This window comes from Streptomyces sp. GL_141 (genome assembly GCF_057834385.1).
The window spans coordinates 5,319,718-5,340,481 of the sequence record NZ_CM174402.1 but is presented as its reverse complement, the minus strand read 5'-3'; the positions used below and the strand labels follow the sequence as shown (position 1 = coordinate 5,340,481).

The window sequence follows — 20,764 nt, the reverse complement described above, 5'->3', positions numbered from 1 at the left end:
CGGACACCCGTGTCCCGACCGTCATCGCGGACGAGGTCCACGTGATCTACAAGGTGCACGGCGCCGGCGGCGGCAAGGGCGGCGCCACCGCCGCCCTGAGCCGGCTCTTCTCCCGCAAGCCCGCCCCCGGCATCCGCGAGGTGCACGCCGTCAAGGGCGTCAGCTTCACCGCGTACAAGGGCGAGGCCATCGGCCTGATCGGCACCAACGGCTCGGGCAAGTCCACCCTGCTGTCCGCCATCGCCGGCCTCCAGCCGGTCGCCCGCGGCCGGATCTTCTCGCACGGCCAGCCGTCGCTGCTCGGCGTGAACGCCGCCCTGATGAACGACCTGACCGGCGAACGCAACGTGGTCCTCGGCGGCCTCGCCATGGGGATGTCCAAGCAGCAGATCCACGAGCGCTACCAGGAGATCGTCGACTTCTCCGGCATCAACGAGAAGGGAGACTTCATCTCCCTGCCCATGCGCACCTACTCCTCCGGCATGGGCGCCCGGCTGCGCTTCTCCATCGCCGCCGCCAAGGACCACGACGTCCTGATGATCGACGAGGCCCTGGCCACCGGCGACGCCGCCTTCCAGCGCCGCAGCCAGGCCCGCATCGAGGAACTCCGCGAACGGGCCGGCACCGTCTTCCTCGTCAGCCACGGCATCGGCACGGTCCGCGAGACCTGCGACCGCGCGATCTGGCTCGAATCGGGCGTCCTGCGCATGGACGGCCCCTCGGACGAGGTCTGCGACGCGTACGAGGAATTCACGTCGGCCAAGAACTAGCCCCTCCGGCGTTTGAGGAGCGGGGGTCCGGGGGCAGCTCCCCCGGCAACGGCGCCGCACCAGACCACGGCCGGCCGGAACACGAACGGGCCGGGCCCGGAACCCCCAAGAGGGTCCCGGGCCCGGCCCGTACTCGTACCGCCGCCCGCCAGGGCTACGCGTGCGCCCGGAGCAGCGAGCGCATCGTCCGCATGGCCACGGACAGGTTCGCCAGGTCGAAGTCGTCCGACCCCTGGATCTCGTCCAGAGTCGTCCGCGCACGCCCGATGATCGCCGCGTTCTTCTCCTCCCACGCCTTGAAGCGCTCCTCGGGAGTCGAGGTCCCGTTCCCGACCGCCAGCACGTCCGCGGTCAGCGCCGCATGCGCGGAGAACAGGTCCTCGCGGATGGACGCGCGCGCCATCGACTGCCAGCGGTCGGCCCGCGGCAGCTCGATGATCCGGTCCATCAGCTGGGTGATGTCCAGCCGGTCGGCGAGGTCGTAGTACACCTCGGCGACCGCCAGCGGCTCGACGCCCGTGCGGTCCGAGATCGCGACGATGTCCAGCGTCGGGAAGGCCGAGGAGAACCCGGCCACCTTGGCCGCCAGCTCCTCCGGCACGCCCTCGCCGATCAGCTCGGCCATGACGGCCTCGTACCACTCCAGGTCCGCGCCGCGCACCAGCTTCGGCAGGTCCGACCAGACCCGCTCCACCCGCTCGGCGAAGAACTCGATGGTCTCGGTGATCTGGAGCGGCTGCGGCCGGTTGTTCAGCAGCCAGCGCGTGCCGCGCTCGACCAGGCGCCGCGAGTGCAGCCGGATCCGGGTCTGGACGTCGGCGGCGACCTCGTTGTCGAGGGCCTCGACCGCGTCCCACACCCCGGCCAGGCCGAAGATCTCACGGGCCGCGAGCTGCGCCCGGACGATCTCCTCCAGGGAGGCCCCGGTCTCCTCGCGCAGCCGGTGCAGGAAGGTCGAACCGCCGCTGTTGACGGTGTCGTTGACCAGCACCGTGGTGATGATCTCGCGGCGCAGCGCGTGTGCGTCGACCTGCTCGGGGAACTTCGCGAGCAGCGCGCCCGGGAAGTAGGCGTGCAGCAGGCGGTCCAGGTACGGGTCGTCCGGCAGCTCGGTGTGGATGAGCTCGTCCGCCACCGTGATCTTGGTGTAGGCGAACAGGACGGCCAGTTCCGGCTGGGTCAGGCCCCTGCCGTTGTTGAGCAGCTCGCGGATCTGCCGGTCGTTGGGCAGGAACTCCAGGGCGCGGTCCAGCAGGCCGTCACGGCCCAGGCGGCGCATGAAGCGCTGCTGGGCGTGGAGCAGGCTGGGGGCCTGGGCGGCGCCGTTGGCCAGCGCCACGTTCTGGGCGTAGTTGTTGCGCAGCACCAGCCGGCCGACCTCGTCGGTCATCTCGGCGAGGAACTTGTTGCGCTGCTTGACGGTCAGGTCCCCGTCGGCGACCACCGAGTTCAGCAGGATCTTGATGTTCACCTCGTGGTCGGAGGTGTCCACGCCCGCGCTGTTGTCGATGGCGTCGGTGTTGACCTTGCCGCCCTCGCCGCCGGCGCCGATGTGCGCGAACTCGATGCGGCCGAGCTGGGTCAGGCCCAGGTTGCCGCCCTCGCCGATGACCTTGGCCCGCACGTCGGAGCCGTTGACGCGGATCGGGTCGTTGGCCTTGTCGCCGACGTCCGCGTGCGTCTCGGCCGTCGCCTTGACGTACGTACCGATGCCGCCGTTCCACAGCAGGTCCACCGGGGACTGGAGGATCGCCTTCATCAGGTCGGCCGGGGTCATCTTGGTGACGCCGGCCTCGATGCCGAGGGCTTCGCGGACCTGTGCGTTGACCGGGATGGCCTTCGCGCTGCGCGGGTGGATCCCGCCGCCGGCGGACAGCAGGGAGCTGTCGTAGTCCGCCCACGAGGAGCGCGGCAGGTCGAACAGGCGCCGGCGCTCGGCGTAGGAGGTCGCCGCGTCCGGGTTCGGGTCGATGAAGATGTGCCGGTGGTCGAAGGCCGCGACCAGGCGGATGTGCTCGGAGAGCAGCATGCCGTTGCCGAAGACGTCGCCGGACATGTCGCCGACGCCGACGACCGTGAAGTCCTGCGTCTGGGTGTCGTGCCCGAGCTCGCGGAAGTGCCGCTTGACGGACTCCCAGGCGCCGCGGGCGGTGATGCCCATGCCCTTGTGGTCGTAGCCGGCCGAGCCGCCGGAGGCGAAGGCGTCGCCCAGCCAGAACCCGTAGGACTCCGCGACCCCGTTGGCGATGTCGGAGAAGGTCGCGGTGCCCTTGTCGGCGGCGACGACGAGGTAGGTGTCGTCCTCGTCGTGGCGGACCACGCCCTTGGGCCGCACGACCTCGCCGCCGACCATGTTGTCGGTGATGTCGAGCAGCGCCGAGATGAAGATCTTGTACGAGGCGATGCCCTCGGCGAGCCACGCGTCGCGGTCCACCGACGGGTCGGGGAGGTTCTTGGCGACGAAGCCGCCCTTGGCGCCGACGGGCACGATGACGGTGTTCTTGACCATCTGCGCCTTGACCAGGCCGAGGATCTCCGTACGGAAGTCCTCGCGGCGGTCGGACCAGCGCAGGCCGCCTCGGGCGACCTTGCCGAAGCGCAGGTGGACGCCCTCGACGCGCGGGGAGTAGACCCAGATCTCGAAGGCCGGACGCGGCGCCGGGAGATCGGGGATGGCCTGCGGGTCGAACTTCATCGACACGTAGGAGTGCTGCTCGCCCGCGGCGTTGAGCTGGAAGAAGTTGGTGCGCAGCGTCGCCTTGATGAGGGTGAGGAAGGAGCGCAGGATCCGGTCCTCGTCCAGCGAGGCGACCTGGTCCAGGGCTCCGTCCAGCTCTTCCAGCATCGCGTCGACGAGCTCGGTGCCCGCGGACTGGCGGCCGGGCGACATCCGGGCCTCGAAGAGGGAAACCAGCAGCCGGGTGGTGTGGACGTTGTTGCGGAGGGTGTCCTCCATGTAGTCCTGGCTGAAGGTGGCACCGGCCTGGCGCAGGTACTTGGCGTACGCGCGCAGGACCACGGCCTGGCGCCAGGTCAGTCCGGCGCCCAGCACCAGGGTGTTGAAGTTGTCGTTCTCGGCGTCGCCCTGCCAGACCGCCGAGAAGGCGTCCTGGAACCGCTCGCGGGCGTCGTCGCCGAGGTAGTTGGCAGTCCCGGCGGAGTCGCCGTTGCCGCTCTGCAGCGGCATCCGCAGACCGAAGTCGTAGATCCACGCGTTGGTGCGGTCGGTGCAGCGCAGCTCGTACGGCCGCTCGTCGGTGACCTCGACGCCCAGGCGCTGCAGGACCGGCAGGACCGCGGAGAGCGAGACCTGCTCGCCCGTGCGGTAGATCTTGAACCGGCGTTCGCCGGGGCCCGCGCCGACCGGCTCGTACAGCGACAGCGCGAACTCGCGGTCGCTCGCGGACAGCCGCTCCAGGTGGCACAGGTCCGCCACGGCCGAACGCGGCGAGTGGTCGGCCTTGTAGCCCTCGGGGAAGGAGTTCGCGTACTTGCGCAGCAGCTCGGCGGCGCGCTCCTCGCCCAGTTCCGCGACGAGCGCCTCGCCGAAGCCGTCGGCCCAGGAGCGGGCGGCCTCGACCAGCCGGCCCTCGATCCGCTCGACGTCGGCGTCGGTCAGCACGGGCAGCTCGGTGCCCTGCGGGACGCGGACGACGAAGTGGATGCGGGAGAGGATCGACTCGGTGTTCCACGCGGTGAAGTCGACGCTGATGCCGTCGAGTTCCTCCTGCAGGATCGCGATCAGCCGCAGCCGCACGCCGGTGGTGTACCGGTCGCGCGGCAGGTAGACCAGCGCGGAGTAGTAGCGCCCGTACTCGTCCTGGCGCAGGTACAGCCGCAGCCGGCGGCGCTCCTGGAGGTACAGGACGGAGGTGGCGATGGCCTGGAGCTGGTCGACCGGGGTCTGGAACAGCTCGTCGCGCGGGTAGGTCTCAAGGATCTGGAGCAGGTCGCGGCCGTCGTGGCTGGACGGGGCGAAGCCGGCGCCCGCGAGGACCTCGGCGACCTTGCGGCGGATGACCGGGACCCGGCGCACCGACTCGGTGTACGCGGCGGAGGAGAACAGGCCGAGGAAGCGGCGCTCGCCGACCACGTTGCCCTCGGCGTCGAACTTCTTGACGCCGACGTAGTCGAGGTAGGACGGGCGGTGCACGGTGGAGCGGCTGTTGGCCTTGGTCAGCACCAGCAGACGGTGCTCGCGGGCCTTGGCGCGGGCGTCGGCCGGCAGCCGGTTGAAGGACGGGGAGACGGGGTGCGCCTCGTCCTGGCCGTGGTGCAGCGGGTCGGAGCGCAGGATGCCGAGGCCGGTGCCGGGCACGGCGGCCAGGGCGTCGCCGTCGACGAGGTTGTACTCGCGGTAGCCGAGGAAGGTGAAGTGGTCGTCGGCGAGCCAGCGCAGCAGCTCGCGGGCCTCTTCGAGCTCGTACTCGCGCAGGTCCGGGGCGGTGGGCTCCTCGGGGAGCTCGTGCGCGATGCGCAGGGCCGCGTCGCGCATCTTCTCCCAGTCCTCGACGGACTCGCGTACGTCGGACAGGACGCGCTGCAGATCGGCGGTGATCTGCTTGAGGTCGGCCTTGTCGGTCTCGCGGTCGATCTCGACGTGGATCCAGGACTCGACGAGGGAGTCGTGGGGGCGCGCGGTGCGGGGACCGTGCGCGTCGCAGTCGGGGCCGAGGATCTCGATGAGCTTGCCGGTGACGTCGCGGCGGACGACGACCTGCGGGTGGATCACGACGTGGATGCCGCGCCCGTGGCGGGACAGCTCGTTCGTCACCGAGTCCACGAGGAAGGGCATGTCGTCGGTGACCACCTCGACGACGGAGTGGCTGGAGGTCCAGCCGTTCTCCTCCACCGTGGGCGTGTGCACCCGCACGTTCGCCGTGCCCTGCGGACGGTTCTCCGCGAGCCGGTAGTGCGAGAGTGCGGCCCCGAACACGTCGACCGGGTCCCGGTCGAGGAGGTCTTCCGGGGCGGTGTGCAGGTAGTAGCGCTGGAGGTAGGCGAGAGTCGTGTCCCGGTCGGGACGCTCCCCCTGCTCGGACCCAGTCGGAAGTAGCCCCCCGGCCGGGCTGTTCTCAGCTACCCGTGCCGCCCGCGCGAGCAGCTCGGCCTTTGCTTCGTCCAGCTTGGTCTGCATGTCCTCTGGCTCCTGTCGCGCGCCATTGCGTGACGTAGGTGAAGGAAGGAATGGCATAGCACCGCGAGGCGGGGTGTCGGTGTCCGTTCGGGATCGACGCTATGCCGTCGAGAGAGCCCACCGGGAGGAAATCGGCCATGATCGGCAGGACGTCCAGGGACCGGGGGCGGGGATCAGCGACGGCCCGGGCACAGTGGTGCGCCGGGCGCCGGGCGGAGGCTTCAGTGCCTCCGAGAACTATCGCGCTGATCACGGGTACCAGGCTATCTCGCTCCACCCCCGGCTCGTCATGAGCTGTATGTGTACAAAAGAGGGGGGGTAACTTTGACACTCTGGATAGGGCCTGGCCCGGCCATGCGTGCCAGGCCGGTGCGCGGTCGCTCTCCGCTCATGCCGCGGTCGCTATCCGGCCAGCTCGCGAGCAGTGCGTACGGCCTCCGCCAGGCTGTCCACGACGGGGACACCGGCTGATTCCAGACTGCCGCGGCTGTGCGAACCGCCCGTATAGAGGACGGCCCGCGCGCCCACGTGCGCGGCGGCCAGCGCGTCGTCCACGGCGTCTCCGATGAGGACCGTACGGCCGGCCGTCACTCCCGTCCCGTCCAGGGCCGCCAAATGACGTACGAGATGTCCGGCCTTGCTGGTGTGGGAGGGCCCGGTACGCCCGTCGACGCGCAGGAAGTGCGTGTCGATCCCGTGCGCCCGGACGAGCGGCACGAGCTTGTCGTGGGGCGCGAGGGACAGCAGGGACTGCGTGAGCCCGTCCTGCTGCCAGTCCCGCAGCAGCTCGCGGGCCCCCTCGGCCAGCCCGGCGTCCTCGGCGGCCACCCAGTAGTGCCGGTGGAAGGCCTCGTCCATGACCAGCCACTCGGCGTCCGTGGGGAGCCGGCCCATGAGGCGCTCGTAGAACTTCGGCACCGGTACGACGTACAGCTCGCGGTACCGCTCCAGGGTGATCGGTGCGAGGCCGAGCTCGGCGAAGGAGGCGTTGGTGGCCGCTATCACGGCGTCGATGTCGTGGAGCAGCGTGCCGTTCCAGTCCCAGACGATGTGCGGGGCCGTGGGGGCGGGGCTCGCGTTCCCGGGTGCCGCGCTCACTTCAGCAGCCCCGGAATCTCCTGGACCCCGAACCACAGCAGCTCGTGGTCCTCGGCTCCGTCGACCGTGGCGAGCGCATCCTCGTCGCCCCCGTCCGCGGCCGGGACGGCCGCCACGGCGGCGCTCACGTCCTCCAGGGCCTCTTCGGCGTCCACGTGCACCGCGGCCGCCACCGAGAGCCGTACGGCCCCGGCGAGGGCCACCTGGCCGAGCGCGGCCTCGTCGGCGCCGGGGGCGGCGGTGGCGGCCTTGTCGTCCACGTCGACGGCCACCACGACCCGCTTGCGGGGCGCGGCCCCGTCCTCGGCGATCATCCGCAGCGAGGCGGCGGCGGCCCTGGTCAGGGCGGCGTACTCCAGCTCTTCCATGTCGTCCGACGCGTACCACTCGCGCAGCCCGGGCGTGACGGCGTACGCCCGCAGCGGAGCCGGGCCCAGCTCACCCGCCTGGTGCGCCTCGGCGAGCCCGGGCAGGGTCAGGGGGACGTACACGCGCATGGCCGGCTGCTTTCGGTAGTCGGAAACGCCCCCAGGATACGACCGCGACCCGCCGCGCATCCCCCGACGCCCCCCCCTCGCACGCGTCGGCCCCGGGGGCCTCCGCGGCTTCGGCGGGCTGCACCGGACTCCGTCCGGTGCAGCCCGGGGCGGGTCCGGCCGGGGACCGCTCGGCCTGGGGGACCCAAGGGCCGATCCGAAGCCGCGACTCGGTGTCCGGCGGGGCCCCGGCCCCTGGCGAGCTCCCCGTCTCCAGCACCTCGCACCCCGCTGCGTCAGGTGACGGCGCACCTGGAAGGGTCCGGCCCCGCGGCCCGGACTCCGTCCGTGACGGCCCGCGTCCCCCTTCGGGCTGCCGCGGCGGGGCCCGGAGGCGTCCACTTCGCTCCCGGCAGGCCCCGGCGGCGGGGCCCGGGGCGGCCGGGGACCGACCCGGATAGGTGAAGGCGGGCCGGGTACGGGGCACCCCCGCGGCGCCGTTGCGGAGCGTGTTCGCGGCCCCGTAGAAGTCCCCTACCAAGTTACCGCCCGGTACCACGCCGGGCCCGACCCCGGGGACGACCGCCATGACCACCAGCACACCCCACACCACGGGCACCACCCCCGGAACCGGCGCCATGGGGACCACCGCGAGCCCCCGCGTGCCCAGGCCCGCAGGGAGCACCGGAAGCACCGTCCCCAGGACCGCGCGGCCGAACCGCACCACCGAAACAACGGCGCCCACGGGTACCGGGACCGCCCGGCGCCCCGGGAGCGGCAGCCCCCGAACGGCTACCGGCGGCGGCGCCGGCACCGGCCCCGGCCCCGCGAGGCCGGCCGGCACCGGCCCCGGCACCACGAGGCCCGGCCGCCGCCACGACCGCCGCCGGCCGCCCACCGCCGTGCACCGCGGCAGCGGCCCGCACCACTGGTTCGCCGAACGGCTGCTCGCCGTCCTCAGCGGACGCCGCCCCGTGCACTCCCTGATCGGCCACACCATCGGCCCGGCCTACGACCAGCTGATCACCCTCGCCCCCGCCGACCCCCCGCACGACCACCCGTACGACACCCGCCGGCTCAGCCCCGTCCTCCACGGATGCGGCCGCTTCACCCCCGGCCCGGGGATCATCGAGGCCTTCGCCCGGATCGCGACGGGCGACCGCCTCACCGCGCTGGCCTTCCGCCTGGAACAGGGCCCCGACCTGCGCTGGCGCTGCGCCGCCGTGGAACTCCACGGCCCCCGCCCATGACCCCGGCCACGGGCCCCCGGCCCCGCCCGCGAACGCCGCCGGGGCCGGACCCCACGCACAGCGTGGTGTCCGGCCCCGGCGGTGATCCCGCGAACGGCGCGGGTTACTTCTTGCGGCGACGGCCGCCCGTGGCCTTCGCGGCCTTACGGCGCTCCGCGCGCGTCATCCCGGAGTCGTCACCGGAATCCGCGTCGAAGTCGCCCTCGACGACGCCGCCCTCACCGTCGACCGTGGGCGCGGAGAAGTGCAGCCGGTCCGGCCGCTGCGGGGCGTCCAGACCCTTCGCCCGGATCTCCGGCTTGGCCAGCGACGGACCGGAGTCCGAGACCAGGACCTCCTCGACCTGCTGCTCGACCTGGACCTCCAGGTTGAACAGGTAGCCGACGGACTCCTCCTTGATGCCCTCCTGCATGGCGTTGAACATGTCGAAGCCCTCGCGCTGGTACTCGACCAGCGGGTCCTTCTGGGCCATCGCCCGCAGGCCGATGCCCTCCTGCAGGTAGTCCATCTCGTACAGGTGCTCGCGCCACTTGCGGTCCAGCACCGACAGCACCACGCGCCGCTCCAGCTCGCGCATGATGTCGGAGCCGAGCGTCGCCTCGCGGGCCTCGTACTGCTCGTGGATGTCGTCCTTGACGGACTCCGCGATGAACTCGGCGGTGATGCCCGCGCGGTCGCCCGCGGCATCCTCCAGCTCCTCCACCGTGACCTTGATCGGGTAGAGCTGCCGGAAGGCGTTCCACAGCCGGTCCAGGTCCCACTCCTCCGCGAACCCCTCGACCGTCTCGGCCGAGATGTACGCGTCGATCGTGTCGTCCATCATGTGCCGGATCTGCTCCTGGAGGTCTTCGCCCTCCAGCACCCGGCGGCGCTCCTTGTAGATGACGGTGCGCTGGTTGTTCAGCACCTCGTCGTACTTCAGGACGTTCTTGCGCGTCTCGAAGTTCTGGGTCTCGACCTGCGACTGGGCCGAGGCGATGGCCCGCGTGACCATCTTGTTCTCGATCGGCACGTCGTCCGGCACGTTCGCCATCGACATGACGCGCTCGACCATCTGCGCCTTGAACAGGCGCATCAGGTCGTCGCCGAGCGACAGGTAGAAGCGGGACTCGCCCGGGTCGCCCTGTCGGCCGGAACGGCCGCGCAGCTGGTTGTCGATGCGGCGCGACTCGTGGCGCTCGGTGCCCAGCACGTACAGCCCGCCGAGGTCCTTGACCTCCTCGAACTCCGCCTTCACGGCCGCCTCGGCCCGCGTGAGCGCCTCGGGAAGGGCGTGCGCCCACTCCTCGATGTGCTCCTCCGGGTCCAGGCCGCGCTGACGCAGCTCGGCCTCGGCGAGGTCGTCGGGGTTGCCGCCGAGCTTGATGTCGGTACCGCGGCCGGCCATGTTCGTGGCGACCGTGACGGCTCCGCGACGGCCCGCCTGGGCGACGATCGTCGCCTCACGGTCGTGCTGCTTCGCGTTCAGCACCTCGTGCGGGATGCCCCGCTTGGAGAGCTGCTGCGAGAGGTACTCGGACTTCTCGACCGACGTCGTACCGACGAGGATCGGCTGGCCCTTCTCGTGCTTCTCCGCGATGTCGTCGACGACGGCGGCGAACTTCGCGACCTCGGTGCGGTAGATCAGGTCCGCCTGGTCCTTGCGGACCATGTCCCGGTTGGTCGGGATCGGGACGACACCGAGCTTGTAGATCTGGTGGAACTCGGCGGCCTCGGTCATGGCCGTACCGGTCATGCCCGACAGCTTCGAGTACAGGCGGAAGAAGTTCTGCAGGGTGATCGTGGCGAGGGTCTGGTTCTCGTCCTTGATGTCCACCCCTTCCTTCGCCTCGATGGCCTGGTGCATGCCCTCGTTGTAGCGGCGGCCGGCGAGGATGCGGCCGGTGTGCTCGTCGACGATCATGACTTCGCCGTCGATGACGACGTAGTCCTTGTCGTTCTTGAAGAGCTCCTTGGCCTTGATCGCGTTGTTGAGGTAACCGACGAGCGGGGTGTTCACCGACTCGTAGAGGTTCTCGATGCCGAGCCAGTCCTCGACCTTCGCGACACCGGACTCGTGGATGCCGACGGTGCGCTTCTTCTCGTCGACCTCGTAGTCGCCGGTCTCCTCGATGCCCTTGAGGGGCTGACCGGGCTCGCCCTTGGTCAGGCGCGTGACCAGCTTCGCGAAGTCCGCGTACCACTTGGTGGCCTGGTCGGCCGGGCCCGAGATGATCAGCGGGGTACGGGCCTCGTCGACGAGGATCGAGTCGACCTCGTCGACCACGGCGAAGTTGTGGCCGCGCTGGACGAGCTCGTCCTGCGACCACGCCATGTTGTCGCGGAGGTAGTCGAAGCCGAACTCGTTGTTCGTGCCGTACGTGATGTCGGCGGCGTACTGCTCACGGCGCTGCGCCGGAGACATGTTCGCCAGGATGCACCCGACCTCCAGGCCGAGGAACTTGTGCACCCGGCCCATCATCTCGGAGTCGCGCTCGGCGAGGTAGTCGTTCACCGTGATCAGGTGGACGCCCTTGCCGGACAGCGCGTTCAGGTACGCGGGCAGCGTGCCGACGAGGGTCTTGCCCTCACCGGTCTTCATCTCGGCCACGTAGCCGAGGTGCAGTGCGGCGCCGCCCATCATCTGGACGTCGTAGTGACGCTGGCCGAGGACGCGCTTGGCGGCCTCGCGGACCGTCGCGAAGGCCTCGGGCAGCAGGTCGTCCAGGCTCTCGCCGTCCTGGAAGCGCTGCTTGTACTCGTCCGTGAGCGCACGCAAGTCGGCGTCGGAGAGGTTGACGAAGTCCTCTTCGATGGAGTTGACCTGGTCCGCGATGCGGTGCAGTTTTTTGAGGATCTTGCCTTCGCCTGCACGCATGAGCTTGTTGAAGACGGACACCGAGGTTTGTCTCCTTGCCGGTCGGGCCTGGCACTGGTTCGTGCACGGGCACGGAGGGTGGGCCCCACCGCAACGGCCATCGTAAGCGAGGACGCGGTCGCGTCGGGAGGTCCGCACTGCCGCGGGGCTGGACTGCCCGGAAATGAGAACGTGCGAGGGGCACCGAAGGTGCCGGTATGGGCGGTCCCTCTTCCGGAATCCGTTTCACCCCGGCCGTCCTCCCACAGCAGAATCCGTCCATGGAAACGACCATGGAACCGACCGTGGAGGCGACCGTGGAACCGACCACCCTGACCACCGAACGCCTGGTGCTGCGCCCCCTCGCCCCCCGCGACACCGCCGAGGTGCACGCCGCGTGCCAGGACCCGGTGATCCAGCGCTGGATCCCCGTGGCCGTGCCGTACGGGCTCCCGGACGCCGAGGCCTTCACGGCCAGGGCCCCGGGCGGCTGGCGGGACGGCTCCGAGTACAACTTCGCGGTCCGGCTCGGCGCCGACGGACCGCTGGTCGCCTGCATAGGCGTGACCCCGGCCGGCGCGAACGCCCACGAGGTCGGCTACTGGACCGTCGCCGGCCACCGGGGCCGCGGCTACCTGCCCGAGGCACTGCCCGCCGTACTGCGCTGGGCCTTCACGGACCTCGGCTGCGTACGGATGATCTGGCGCGCGGGGGTCGGCAACGACGCCTCCCGCCGGGTCGCCGAGAAGGCCGGCTTCACCATCGAAGGCCTCGCGCGGGCGGGCATGGAACACCGCGGAACCCTGCGGGACTGCTGGACCGGCGCCCTGCTCCCCTCCGACCTGGGCCTGCCCTCCCGCCTCCCGTACCTTCCCTCGCCCCTTCCCTCGCCCCTTCCCCCGCCCGCACCGAGGAGCACTGTCAGTGGCCGGGTCTAGGGTGCCGTCATGACGTCCGCACCCGCGCCGACCGTGTCCCTCTCCGCCGACGAGGCCCGCCGCATCGCGCTGCGCGCGCAAGGGTTCATGGGCGCGCCCGACCGGAAGGGCGGCGTCCGCGGCGTTCTGCGCCACCTGGGCGCCGTCCAGCTCGACACCATCTCCGTACTGGCCCGCTCCCACGAGCTCGTCCCGTACGCGCGCCTCGGCGCGGTCGGACGCTCCGCCGTCGAAGCCTCGTACTGGTCGCAGAACCACGCCTTCGAGTACTGGTCGCACGCGGCCTGCATCCTGCCGATCGAGGAATGGCCGCACTTCGCCTTCCGCCGCCGGGCCAACAAGGTCCGCGGCCACCGCTGGCACATCCTGGAGGACAAGCGCTCCTCCACGAAGACGGTCCTGGACCGCCTCGCCACCGAGGGCCCGCTGACCTCCACCGAACTGGGCGGCGCCAAGAACGGCGGCGAATGGTTCGAATGGTCCGAGACGAAGATCGCGGTCGAGTGGCTCCTCGACATCGGCGAGGTCGTCTGCACCGAGCGCCGCGGCTGGAAGCGGGTCTACGACCTCCCCGAGCGGGCCGTCCCCGAAGCGCTGCTCCACGACGACCTGGACGACCGCGAGTGCAAGCGCCGCCTGGTGGCCCTCGCCGGGCAGTCCCTGGGCGTGGGCACCCGCTCCGACATCGCGGACTACCACCGCCTCAAGGGCCCCGACTTCGACGCGGTGGTCGAGGACTCGGGCCTGGTCCCGGTGGAGGTGGAAGGCTGGGGCAAGCCGGCCTGGGCCGATCCCGCGGCCCTCTCCCCGCTCCCCCGGGGCCGCCACCGCACCACCCTGCTCTCCCCCTTCGACTCGCTGGTCTGGGAGCGCCCGCGCACGGAGCGGATCTTCGGCTTCACCCACCGCCTGGAGGCCTACGTGCCCAAGCCCAAGCGGATCCACGGCTACTTCGCGATGCCCCTGCTGGCCGGAGGCCACCTCCAGGGCCGCGTGGACCCGGCCCGCGAGGGCAGCACCCTGGTGGCCCGCCAACTCTCCCTGACCACCCCGAAGGCGGCCCGCCCCATGGCCGAAGCCCTCCACGAAGCCGCGACCTGGGTCGGCTGCGACACCATCCGCATCGACCGCGCGAGCTCTCCCGCGGAAGCGGCAGCGGTCGTTGCGGAGCTCTCCACCCTCTGAGGCCCCGCGACCATCTCAGCCCATTTCAGCCGTCCGGCGTTTGAGGACCGGGGTCTGGGGCGGAGCCCCAGGGGGGGCCGGGCGCAGCCCGGCACCCCGTCCGGCGCTCGAGGACCGGGTCAGGGCAGAGCCCTGGGAACGGTGGAAGGGCGGGTAGGGGACTGCCCCGCAGGGCCCACCACCCGCACCGGGCACCCGCACCCGGGACCCGGCACGGCCCCTACCGGATCTCGAGGATCTTCTCGCGCATCGCGTACACGACCGCCTCCATCCTGGAGTGCAGCTGCAGCTTCTCCAGAATGTTCCGCACGTGGTTCTTCACGGTGTTCTCGGAGATGAACAACTCCTTCGCGATATCGCGGTTGTTCATCCCGGTGGCCACCAGCTTCAGGACCTCGAGCTCCCGATCCGTCAGCCGCGGCGCCGGCACCAACCGCCGCTCGTCCGTCCGCTGGATCATCGACTTGAATTCCGTCAGCAGCTTCGACGCCATCGAAGGGCTGATCTGCGACTGCCCGTCCGCCACCGCCCGGATCGCCGTGGCGACCTCGTCCGTGGAGATCTCCTTCAGCAGGTACCCGGTGGCCCCCGCCTTGATCGCGTCGTAGAGGTCCGCCTCCTCGTCGCTGATCGTCAGCATGATGATCTTCGCGGAGGGCGCCACCTCCTTGATCGAGGTACACGCCTCGATCCCGCCCCGCCGCGGCATCCGCACATCCATCAGCACGATGTCGGGCAGCAGATCGGCCGCCTTGTCCACGGCCTCCGCCCCGTCACCCGCCTCGCCGACGACCTGGATGTCCTCCTCCTGCGCGAGGACGATCTCGAGCCCGCGCCGGAACAGCGCGTGGTCGTCGACCACGAGCACCCGGATCGGCTCTGCCACCCGGTCCTCCTCACGGCAGCCCGCACCGTTGTCATCGCGCACCGGCCCGAAGCTGTCGGCCATCGTTCCTCCCCCTGCACCACGGTGCTGAGCTGCTGGATCAATCCGACGAGAGCGGCCGCCGGCTGACTGCCCGACATGATTCCATGCCTGCGTGACCGAGCGGGGGCCGACGGTTACCGGCCGACCCATACAAGCCACCGTTTCGCGGCCGTCATCTCACACGAGTGCCCCCGCGCCCGCCTGGGCGAACACGGGGGCACCACACCGGCTCCGTACGGACATCCGGATCCAGCCCGGAATCAGTCCGGAATCAGTCGGACATCAGCGGCTCAGCCTCCGAGCGCGCCACCCGCTCCCGCGCCGTCGAGCTCACCCGAGCTGGAGGCGGCGTCGGATGCATTGAGGTGGATCACGCCGTAGTCGTAACCGTGGCGCCGGTAGACGACGCTCGGCATCTTGGTGTCGGAATCGACGAACAGATAGAAGTCGTGACCGACCAGTTCCATCTCGTACAGAGCCTGGTCGAGCGACATGGGTGCGGCCGAGTGGGTCTTCTCGCGAACGACGAGCGGGCCGTCGCCCTGCACTTCCAGCGATCCGATCCGGGTGGTCGGAATCGCGTCCGTCTTCTCGCCGTTGACCGGCTCGCCGTTGCCGTTGAGGGTGGCGGCGTTCGGGACCACGTCGGCGACCTCGGCCGCCGAGAGTCGTCCGGCGCCGCGCCGGGTGTAGCGCTTGTCGTGCTGCTTGCGCAGCCGGGCCTCCAGCTTGTCCTGAGCGAGGTCGAGCGCCGCGTACGCGTCGGCGGCGGAAGCCTCGGCACGAATCACCGGGCCCCGCGAACGCAGGGTGATCTCCACGCGGTCGGAACGGTCGGCCTGGCGCGGGTTGTGCTCCTTGGACACCTCGACGTCCAAGCTGATCACCTTGGCGTCGAGCTTCTGGATCCGCTCCGGATTCAGCTTCTCGGCCACGTGCTTGCGGAACCGGTCGGGCACCTCGGTCTTACGGCCCTTGACGACGATGTCCACGCAGAACTCCGTTCCCGGATAGCTCCGCCTCAGGGGCGAAGCGTCTCCCTTTCGCACCAGACCCCGGTGAACACCGGAGCCTCGGACTTGGCGACTTCCACCTCCTCCTCCCCCATCGGCAAGATCTACACCCCACCGACTTCGGAGTCGAGGGACAACCTCTGACACGAAGTTTCCGAAACGTCACGACGCTCGAAACGTGCGCTCCGATGCGTGGGGCCCAAGGTTCGCCAATTCCTTACAACCGAACATATCCCTCTAAGCCGGTTGTCGGCACCCGCTACCGGAACGTACCTCCGTTCAGGTGGCCGTTCCCTCTTACTACCTGCAACGATGCGCCTTCCCTTCCAGTTCCAAATCTATTCACGAGTTTGTTGCTCTGTTCGAGTTGCACCCGCGCCGGGACGCACGAAGGAGTCCGCCGGAGCCGCCACCACGGCGGCCGTCAGAGCCACCCCCGGCACCCCCGCGGCCGCCCCGCCCGGCACCCCGATCCCGGCCGCGCGCAGCGCCCGCGCCGCCTCCACCAGGGTGGATCCGGTGGTGACGAGGTCGTCCACGACGACGATCCGGGCCGCCCCCGCCGTCACCCGGCCGGCGCCGGGCCGCGCCTCCAGGGCCCCCGCGAGGTTCTCCCGGCGCTGCAGCGCCCCCAGGCCCGCCTGGTCGGCCACCGCCCGCCGCAGCCGCAGTACGGGCGTCACGCGCGCGGGCACGCCCTCCCGCCGCAGCCGCGCCGAGGCGGCCAGCGCGATCCTGCGCGCCGGATCGTGCCCGCGCGCCCGCACCCGGTGCCGCGCGGAGGGCACCGGAACCAGGGCCACGCCCCCTCCCCCGGGCCCGCCCGCCCCGCCCGCACGGACCGCGGCGGCCAGGGCGGCGCCGAGGACGGCGGCCAGCGGCAGCGCGCCGCGCTCCTTGTGGGCCAGTACGACGGCCCGTACGGCCTCCCGGTACGCGGTGGCCGCGTAGACCGCGGGCAGCCCCGCCGGGCACGGAGAGGGCCGTACCGGCCCCGCCCCGGCCCCACTGAGCGCCGACCGGCAGGCTCCGCAGAGCACCGCGCGCCCGGAACCGCAGCCGGCGCACCCGACCGGCAGCACCAGCCCGGCGAGCTCACCGGCCAGGACCCGCCACCACTCCCGCATGACGTCCACGATGCCGGGCCCGGACAGCACCGCACCACCCCTGTGGACAACCACGCAAAGCACGGCTCAGCCCGGGTAGACCGGAGCCTGCCCGCCGGCCACCACCGTGCGCCACTGCGCCCCCGGCGGCAGCCACACGATGCCGTCCTCCAGCGATTCGGCGACCACCGGCTTCTTCTCGTCCTCGCTCGCGGCCACCGCCACCAGCCCGGTGGCCCCGGGCAGCCCCGCCCCGACCATCGAGCCGTCGGCCAGCAGGTAGCGGGCCTGTACGACCATGCCGCTCTCCCGGCCCACCACCAGCAGCCGGCCGCGCGGCGCCCAGCTCATCGCCGCCACGTCCGCCAGCTGCGGAGCGGCCGGGCGCAGCTCGCGCACCGAGACCGCGGAGACGTCGCCCTTCACGTCGGGCCGCTCGATCCGCCCGATGTACAGGTACTTGCGGCTCTCCCGCTGCACCAGCAGCGCGATCCGCACCCCGTCGGGGGAGGCCTTCAGCCCGGTGATCCGTCCACCGGCCAGCCCGGACACCTCGACCCGTTCGGGTGTCCCGGTGCCGCCGGGCAGCCGCCACAGCGTCGGGTCCTGCGGATCGGGGTCCGCGACCCACAGATCGCCCGCCGCGTCCCAGGTCGGGGTGGCGAGCCCGTTGGGCTTGGCCCCCTTGGCGGTCAGCAGCGGTGGCGGCATCGCTCCGGCGGTGGTCAGGTTGACCACGTAGAGCCCGTGCCCGTCCTCGGAGACGACCGCGGCGCGCTTCTCGTCGTAGGACACGGCGGCGGAGCCCACCTTGAAGGCCGGGTTCCCGGACAGCGGCCCGGGGGCCGGTGTCGGCGGGTCCTGCTGGTCCTCGCGGTTGGGATCCAGGTTCAACCGCTGCAGCCGGTTCTCGGCGTCCACGTAGTACTGGTGGCCGGGCGAGGGCGGCCGGTTGGCGAGCACGGCCGCGGCCGGCTCCAGCACCTGGCAGCGCGGGGTGCCGTCGGAGCGCAGGACGTCGACCCGGTCGACCCGGGAACCCGTCAGGTCCTTGACGGTGTAGAGGAGTTGGGTCGCCATCCGCTGGCACTGCGGCTCGTCGACGTCGTCCGCGTTCTTGTTCAGGGGCACGCGCAGCGTGTTCTGGCCGTCGATCGAAAGGGACTTGGTGCCCTCACGCAGTTGCGTACCGGTCGGGAAGCTGGACGTGACCACCGGACCGAGCCACTTGGAAGGGCCGGCCAGCAGCGAGGTGACGGTCTGGGTGGTGGGGTCCATCCGGGAGTCCGGGTCGCTGCGCTGACGCACGTAGACGGGGTCGGCGACGAGCGTGGAGCCCGCGAAGTAGTACTTGTTGACCGGCCGGTAGATGCGCTGGAAGTCGGACTCGCTCAGCACCAGGCTGCTGGGCGGGGTCGCGATCCGCCACTGATTGTCCTTCTGCGAGAGCTGGAGGAACTCCTCGTAGCGCCGGTCACCGGTCTCCGGCTGGTACGCGCTGCGCTCGTCCACCGTGGCCAGCATCTTGCCCGCGATCTTGAACCGGGGGGCCGCCGGATCCTTCTCTCCCGGTACGGAGAACCGGTCGAGGCCGGCGGAGAGCACGGTGACCGCCGCTCCGGGCTTCCAGTTCTTCGCCGCCTCCTCGGTGAGGTACTTGCGTGCGGTCTGGAGCTGCGGATCGTCGCTGGTCATGGCCTCCAGGAAGCCGTCGACGATCTCCTGCGGACTGGCCTTGTCGGCCGGCGGCACGCCGAACACGCGGACCTGGGAGTCGACGCCCTGGGAGGCCTCCACGGGACGGACCTCGCCGCGGTCGGGCATGGAGGCACAGCCGGCGAACAGCAGCCCCGCGGCGCCGAAGGCCAGGGCCCTTACGGCCCTGAGCCCGCGCGGCGTGCGCCGGCGCGGCGACCGGCCCGGCTCAGCGCCCATGCGACCCACCCGCTCCAGCCGCTCCACCCGCTGCGCCGGTTCCGCCCGCTGCGCCGGTTCCACCGGTTCCGCCCGCTCCACCGCTTCCACCCTCTCGGTCGGTTGCTCCCGCCGGACCGCCGGACCGCGTGGTCGCCGCCCCGCCCCCGGAACCGTTGGCCTGCTCCGCCGCCCCGGGCCGGGTCACGACCCGCGCCCCGTTGCCCGGCAGCGCCGTCGGGTCGGCCGGTACCGGCACCGCACCCGCGACGGGGGACCTCGGCGGCATCGGCGACCGGTCGCCGCGCCCCGCCTGCTGCGCCCGCTGCCCGGCGGCCGCGGAGCCCTCCGCGGCCTCCGCGGCGGCCCTGGCCCGGTTGGCCCGGGAGTCCTCGGGCTCCAGCGGGATCGGCGATCCGCGCAGCGGCTCGTCGGCGGTGCGCGGCAGTGTCAGCCGGAACTGCGAACCGCCGCCGGGCTCGCCCCACGCCTGGAGCCAGCCTCCGTGCAGCCGGGCGTCCTCGACGGCGATGGACAGGCCGAGGCCGGTACCGCCGGTCGTGCGCGCCCGCGCCGGGTCCGCCCGCCAGAAGCGGTTGAAGACCCGGGTGGCCTCGCCGGGCTTGAGCCCGACTCCGTAGTCCCGTACGGCCACGGCGACGGCCCCGCCCGCCGAGGCGAGCCGGACGACCACGTCGCGGCCCTCGCCGTGCTCGACGGCGTTGACGACCAGATTGCGCAGGACCCGCTCCACGCGCCGGGCGTCCGCCTCGGCTATCACCGGCTGGGTGTCTCCGAGGACGCGGATCCGGGTGTTCTTGTGCTCGGCGAGCGGCTCGGCCGCGTCGATGACCCGGCGTACGACGTCCCGCAGGTCGATCGGCTCCGCCTCCAGGGCGGCCGCGCCCGCGTCGAACCGGCTGATCTCCAGCAGGTCGGCGAGGAGCGACTCGAAGCGGTCGAGCTGTCCGGCGAGGAGCTCGGCGGAGCGCGCGGTGACCGGGTCGAAGTCGGCGCGGGCGTCGTGGATGACGTCCGCCGCCATCCGTACCGTCGTGAGCGGGGTGCGCAGCTCGTGGGAAACGTCCGAGACGAAGCGGCGCTGCAGCCGGGAGAGGTCCTCCAGCTGCTGGATTTTGCTCTGGAGGTTCTGGGCCATCTTGTTGAAGGCCTCGCCCAGACGGGCGATGTCGTCCTCGCCGGTGACCTTCATCCGCTCCTGGAGCCGCCCCGCCGAGAGCCGCTCGGCGATCCCCGCGGCCATCCGGACGGGCGTGACGACCTGGCGCACGACCAGCCAGGCGATGCCGCCGAGCAGGACCACCACGAAGAGCCCGGCGGTGGCGATGGTGACCTTGACCAGGTTGAGGGACTCCTCCTCCTGGGTGAGCGGGAAGAGGTAGTACAGGTCGTACGGGTCGCCGTTGATGTCGGTGAGCCGCTTGCCGATGACCAGCGCGGGCTCGGGCAGCTTGTCGCCGGCGTCGGTGTAGCGGATCTGCGAGAAGGTCTTGAAGGCGCCGGTCGCGTGGTTGACGTTGCGGCGCAGCGCCGGCGGGACGCTGGCGGTCGGGTCCACGTTGCCGGAGGCGCGGGCTCCGCGGACGCCGCCGACGGCGCCACGGGCCGGCTGTTCCTCGCCGGTCCCGGTCCCGGCGCCCAGCGCTGCCACCTCGAAGGCGCTCTGCCCGCCACTGGCGAGCTGCTTGACCAGGGAGTTCATCCAGGTACTGGCGTCCCGGCCGACCTTGTTGTCGGAAGCGTCGGGCCCGTCCGCCGTATAGGGCGTATTGGCCTTCTCCTGTGCGACCGCGAAGCCGCCCGCGGCCTGGCTCTGCGCGGCCTCCTCCTTGGCGTCGAGGAGGCCCTTGCTGACCTGCGCGATGACCACGAACCCGAGGGCGAGGACCACGGCGAGGGAGATCAGCAGGGTGGCGGCGACCACCCGGAGCTGGATGTTGCGCCGCCACAGCCGGACAGCCGGAAGCAGCGGCCGGCGCACGAGGCGTACGAACAGCCGCAGCACGGATCCGCCGGGTGCTCCCTCATGGAGCAGCCGGCCGCCCCGCAGCGCTCCCCAGCGGGAGCGGCCACGGGGCTTGCCGGGTGTCAT

General features: G+C 71.6%; 13 protein-coding genes. 4 read left to right on the top strand and 9 right to left on the bottom strand.

Features of this window, described 5'->3' with window-relative positions:
• Nucleotides 1–23: 23 nt before the first annotated feature.
• Nucleotides 24–770 (top strand): ABC transporter ATP-binding protein, encoded by a 747-nt coding sequence (locus AC3IX6_RS23675; protein WP_489371539.1) that lies wholly within the window; start codon nt 24–26, stop codon nt 768–770.
• Nucleotides 771–924: 154 nt separating this feature from the next.
• On the opposite strand, the gene AC3IX6_RS23670 is transcribed toward AC3IX6_RS23675, so the two are convergent.
• The 3 genes from AC3IX6_RS23670 to AC3IX6_RS23660 all read right to left on the bottom strand — a co-directional run bounded on the left by AC3IX6_RS23670 (nt 925) and on the right by AC3IX6_RS23660 (nt 7,502).
• The gene (locus AC3IX6_RS23670; RefSeq protein ID WP_489364371.1) at nt 925–5,907 is read right to left on the bottom strand and encodes an NAD-glutamate dehydrogenase; all 4,983 of its coding nucleotides are present in this window, start codon (nt 5,905–5,907) and stop codon (nt 925–927) included.
• Nucleotides 5,908–6,309: 402 nt separating this feature from the next.
• Complete coding sequence (locus AC3IX6_RS23665; RefSeq protein ID WP_489364369.1) at nt 6,310–7,005, bottom strand: HAD family hydrolase; 696 nt, start codon at nt 7,003–7,005, stop codon at nt 6,310–6,312.
• Nucleotides 7,002–7,502 (bottom strand): DUF6912 family protein, encoded by a 501-nt coding sequence (locus AC3IX6_RS23660; protein WP_489364367.1) that lies wholly within the window; start codon nt 7,500–7,502, stop codon nt 7,002–7,004. Before AC3IX6_RS23660 ends, AC3IX6_RS23665 begins: the two co-directional genes overlap by 4 nt.
• Before the next feature lie 566 nt (nt 7,503–8,068).
• On the opposite strand from AC3IX6_RS23660, the gene AC3IX6_RS23655 reads away from it, so the two are divergent.
• On the top strand, nt 8,069–8,731 hold the full coding sequence (locus AC3IX6_RS23655) for an Rv3235 family protein (protein WP_489364365.1): 663 nt from the start codon (nt 8,069–8,071) through the stop codon (nt 8,729–8,731).
• 103 nt (nt 8,732–8,834) lie between these two features.
• Here the strand turns inward: AC3IX6_RS23655 and secA are convergent, their stop codons facing one another.
• Nucleotides 8,835–11,609, bottom strand: coding sequence for a preprotein translocase subunit SecA (gene secA / locus AC3IX6_RS23650; protein ID WP_489364363.1), 2,775 nt, complete (start codon nt 11,607–11,609; stop codon nt 8,835–8,837).
• A 239-nt stretch (nt 11,610–11,848) separates the two neighbouring features.
• On the opposite strand from secA, the gene AC3IX6_RS23645 reads away from it, so the two are divergent.
• Both AC3IX6_RS23645 and AC3IX6_RS23640 read left to right on the top strand, forming a co-directional pair.
• Complete coding sequence (locus AC3IX6_RS23645; protein WP_489364361.1) at nt 11,849–12,505, top strand: GNAT family N-acetyltransferase; 657 nt, start codon at nt 11,849–11,851, stop codon at nt 12,503–12,505.
• Nucleotides 12,506–12,514: 9 nt separating this feature from the next.
• On the top strand, nt 12,515–13,690 hold the full coding sequence (locus AC3IX6_RS23640; RefSeq protein ID WP_489364359.1) for a winged helix-turn-helix domain-containing protein: 1,176 nt from the start codon (nt 12,515–12,517) through the stop codon (nt 13,688–13,690).
• Between the two features lie 220 nt (nt 13,691–13,910).
• Here the strand turns inward: AC3IX6_RS23640 and AC3IX6_RS23635 are convergent, their stop codons facing one another.
• The 5 genes from AC3IX6_RS23635 to mtrB form a co-directional block, all read right to left on the bottom strand.
• The gene (locus AC3IX6_RS23635) at nt 13,911–14,639 is read right to left on the bottom strand and encodes a response regulator (protein WP_250751046.1); all 729 of its coding nucleotides are present in this window, start codon (nt 14,637–14,639) and stop codon (nt 13,911–13,913) included.
• Between the two features lie 269 nt (nt 14,640–14,908).
• Entirely contained in the window at nt 14,909–15,610 is a 702-nt protein-coding gene (gene hpf / locus AC3IX6_RS23630) for a ribosome hibernation-promoting factor, HPF/YfiA family (RefSeq protein ID WP_389434907.1), read from the bottom strand.
• Between the two features lie 359 nt (nt 15,611–15,969).
• A complete protein-coding gene (locus tag AC3IX6_RS23625) occupies nt 15,970–16,758 on the bottom strand; it encodes a ComF family protein (RefSeq protein WP_489371538.1) in 789 nt (262 codons plus the stop codon).
• A gap of 66 nt (nt 16,759–16,824) precedes the next feature.
• On the bottom strand, nt 16,825–18,672 hold the full coding sequence (locus AC3IX6_RS23620) for an LpqB family beta-propeller domain-containing protein (RefSeq protein ID WP_489364357.1): 1,848 nt from the start codon (nt 18,670–18,672) through the stop codon (nt 16,825–16,827).
• Nucleotides 18,662–20,764 carry an MtrAB system histidine kinase MtrB gene (gene mtrB / locus AC3IX6_RS23615; protein WP_489364355.1) on the bottom strand — a complete coding sequence of 701 codons (2,103 nt, stop codon included), beginning with the start codon at nt 20,762–20,764 and terminating at the stop codon, nt 18,662–18,664. Before mtrB ends, AC3IX6_RS23620 begins: the two co-directional genes overlap by 11 nt.

Bases quoted from the DNA above. Each gene is read 5' to 3' on its own strand.
- AC3IX6_RS23670 (WP_489364371.1), bottom strand. From the start codon at position 5,907: ATGCAGACCAAGCTGGACGAAGCAAAGGCCGAGCTGCTCGCGCGGGCG.
- AC3IX6_RS23660 (WP_489364367.1), bottom strand. From the start codon at position 7,502: ATGCGCGTGTACGTCCCCCTGACCCTGCCCGGGCTCGCCGAGGCGCAC.
- AC3IX6_RS23655 (WP_489364365.1), top strand. From the start codon at position 8,069: ATGACCACCAGCACACCCCACACCACGGGCACCACCCCCGGAACCGGC.
- AC3IX6_RS23645 (WP_489364361.1), top strand. From the start codon at position 11,849: ATGGAAACGACCATGGAACCGACCGTGGAGGCGACCGTGGAACCGACC.
- AC3IX6_RS23640 (WP_489364359.1), top strand. From the start codon at position 12,515: ATGACGTCCGCACCCGCGCCGACCGTGTCCCTCTCCGCCGACGAGGCC.
- AC3IX6_RS23635 (WP_250751046.1), bottom strand. From the start codon at position 14,639: ATGGCCGACAGCTTCGGGCCGGTGCGCGATGACAACGGTGCGGGCTGC.
- AC3IX6_RS23625 (WP_489371538.1), bottom strand. From the start codon at position 16,758: ATGCGGGAGTGGTGGCGGGTCCTGGCCGGTGAGCTCGCCGGGCTGGTG.
- AC3IX6_RS23620 (WP_489364357.1), bottom strand. From the start codon at position 18,672: ATGGGCGCTGAGCCGGGCCGGTCGCCGCGCCGGCGCACGCCGCGCGGG.
- mtrB (WP_489364355.1), bottom strand. From the start codon at position 20,764: ATGACACCCGGCAAGCCCCGTGGCCGCTCCCGCTGGGGAGCGCTGCGG.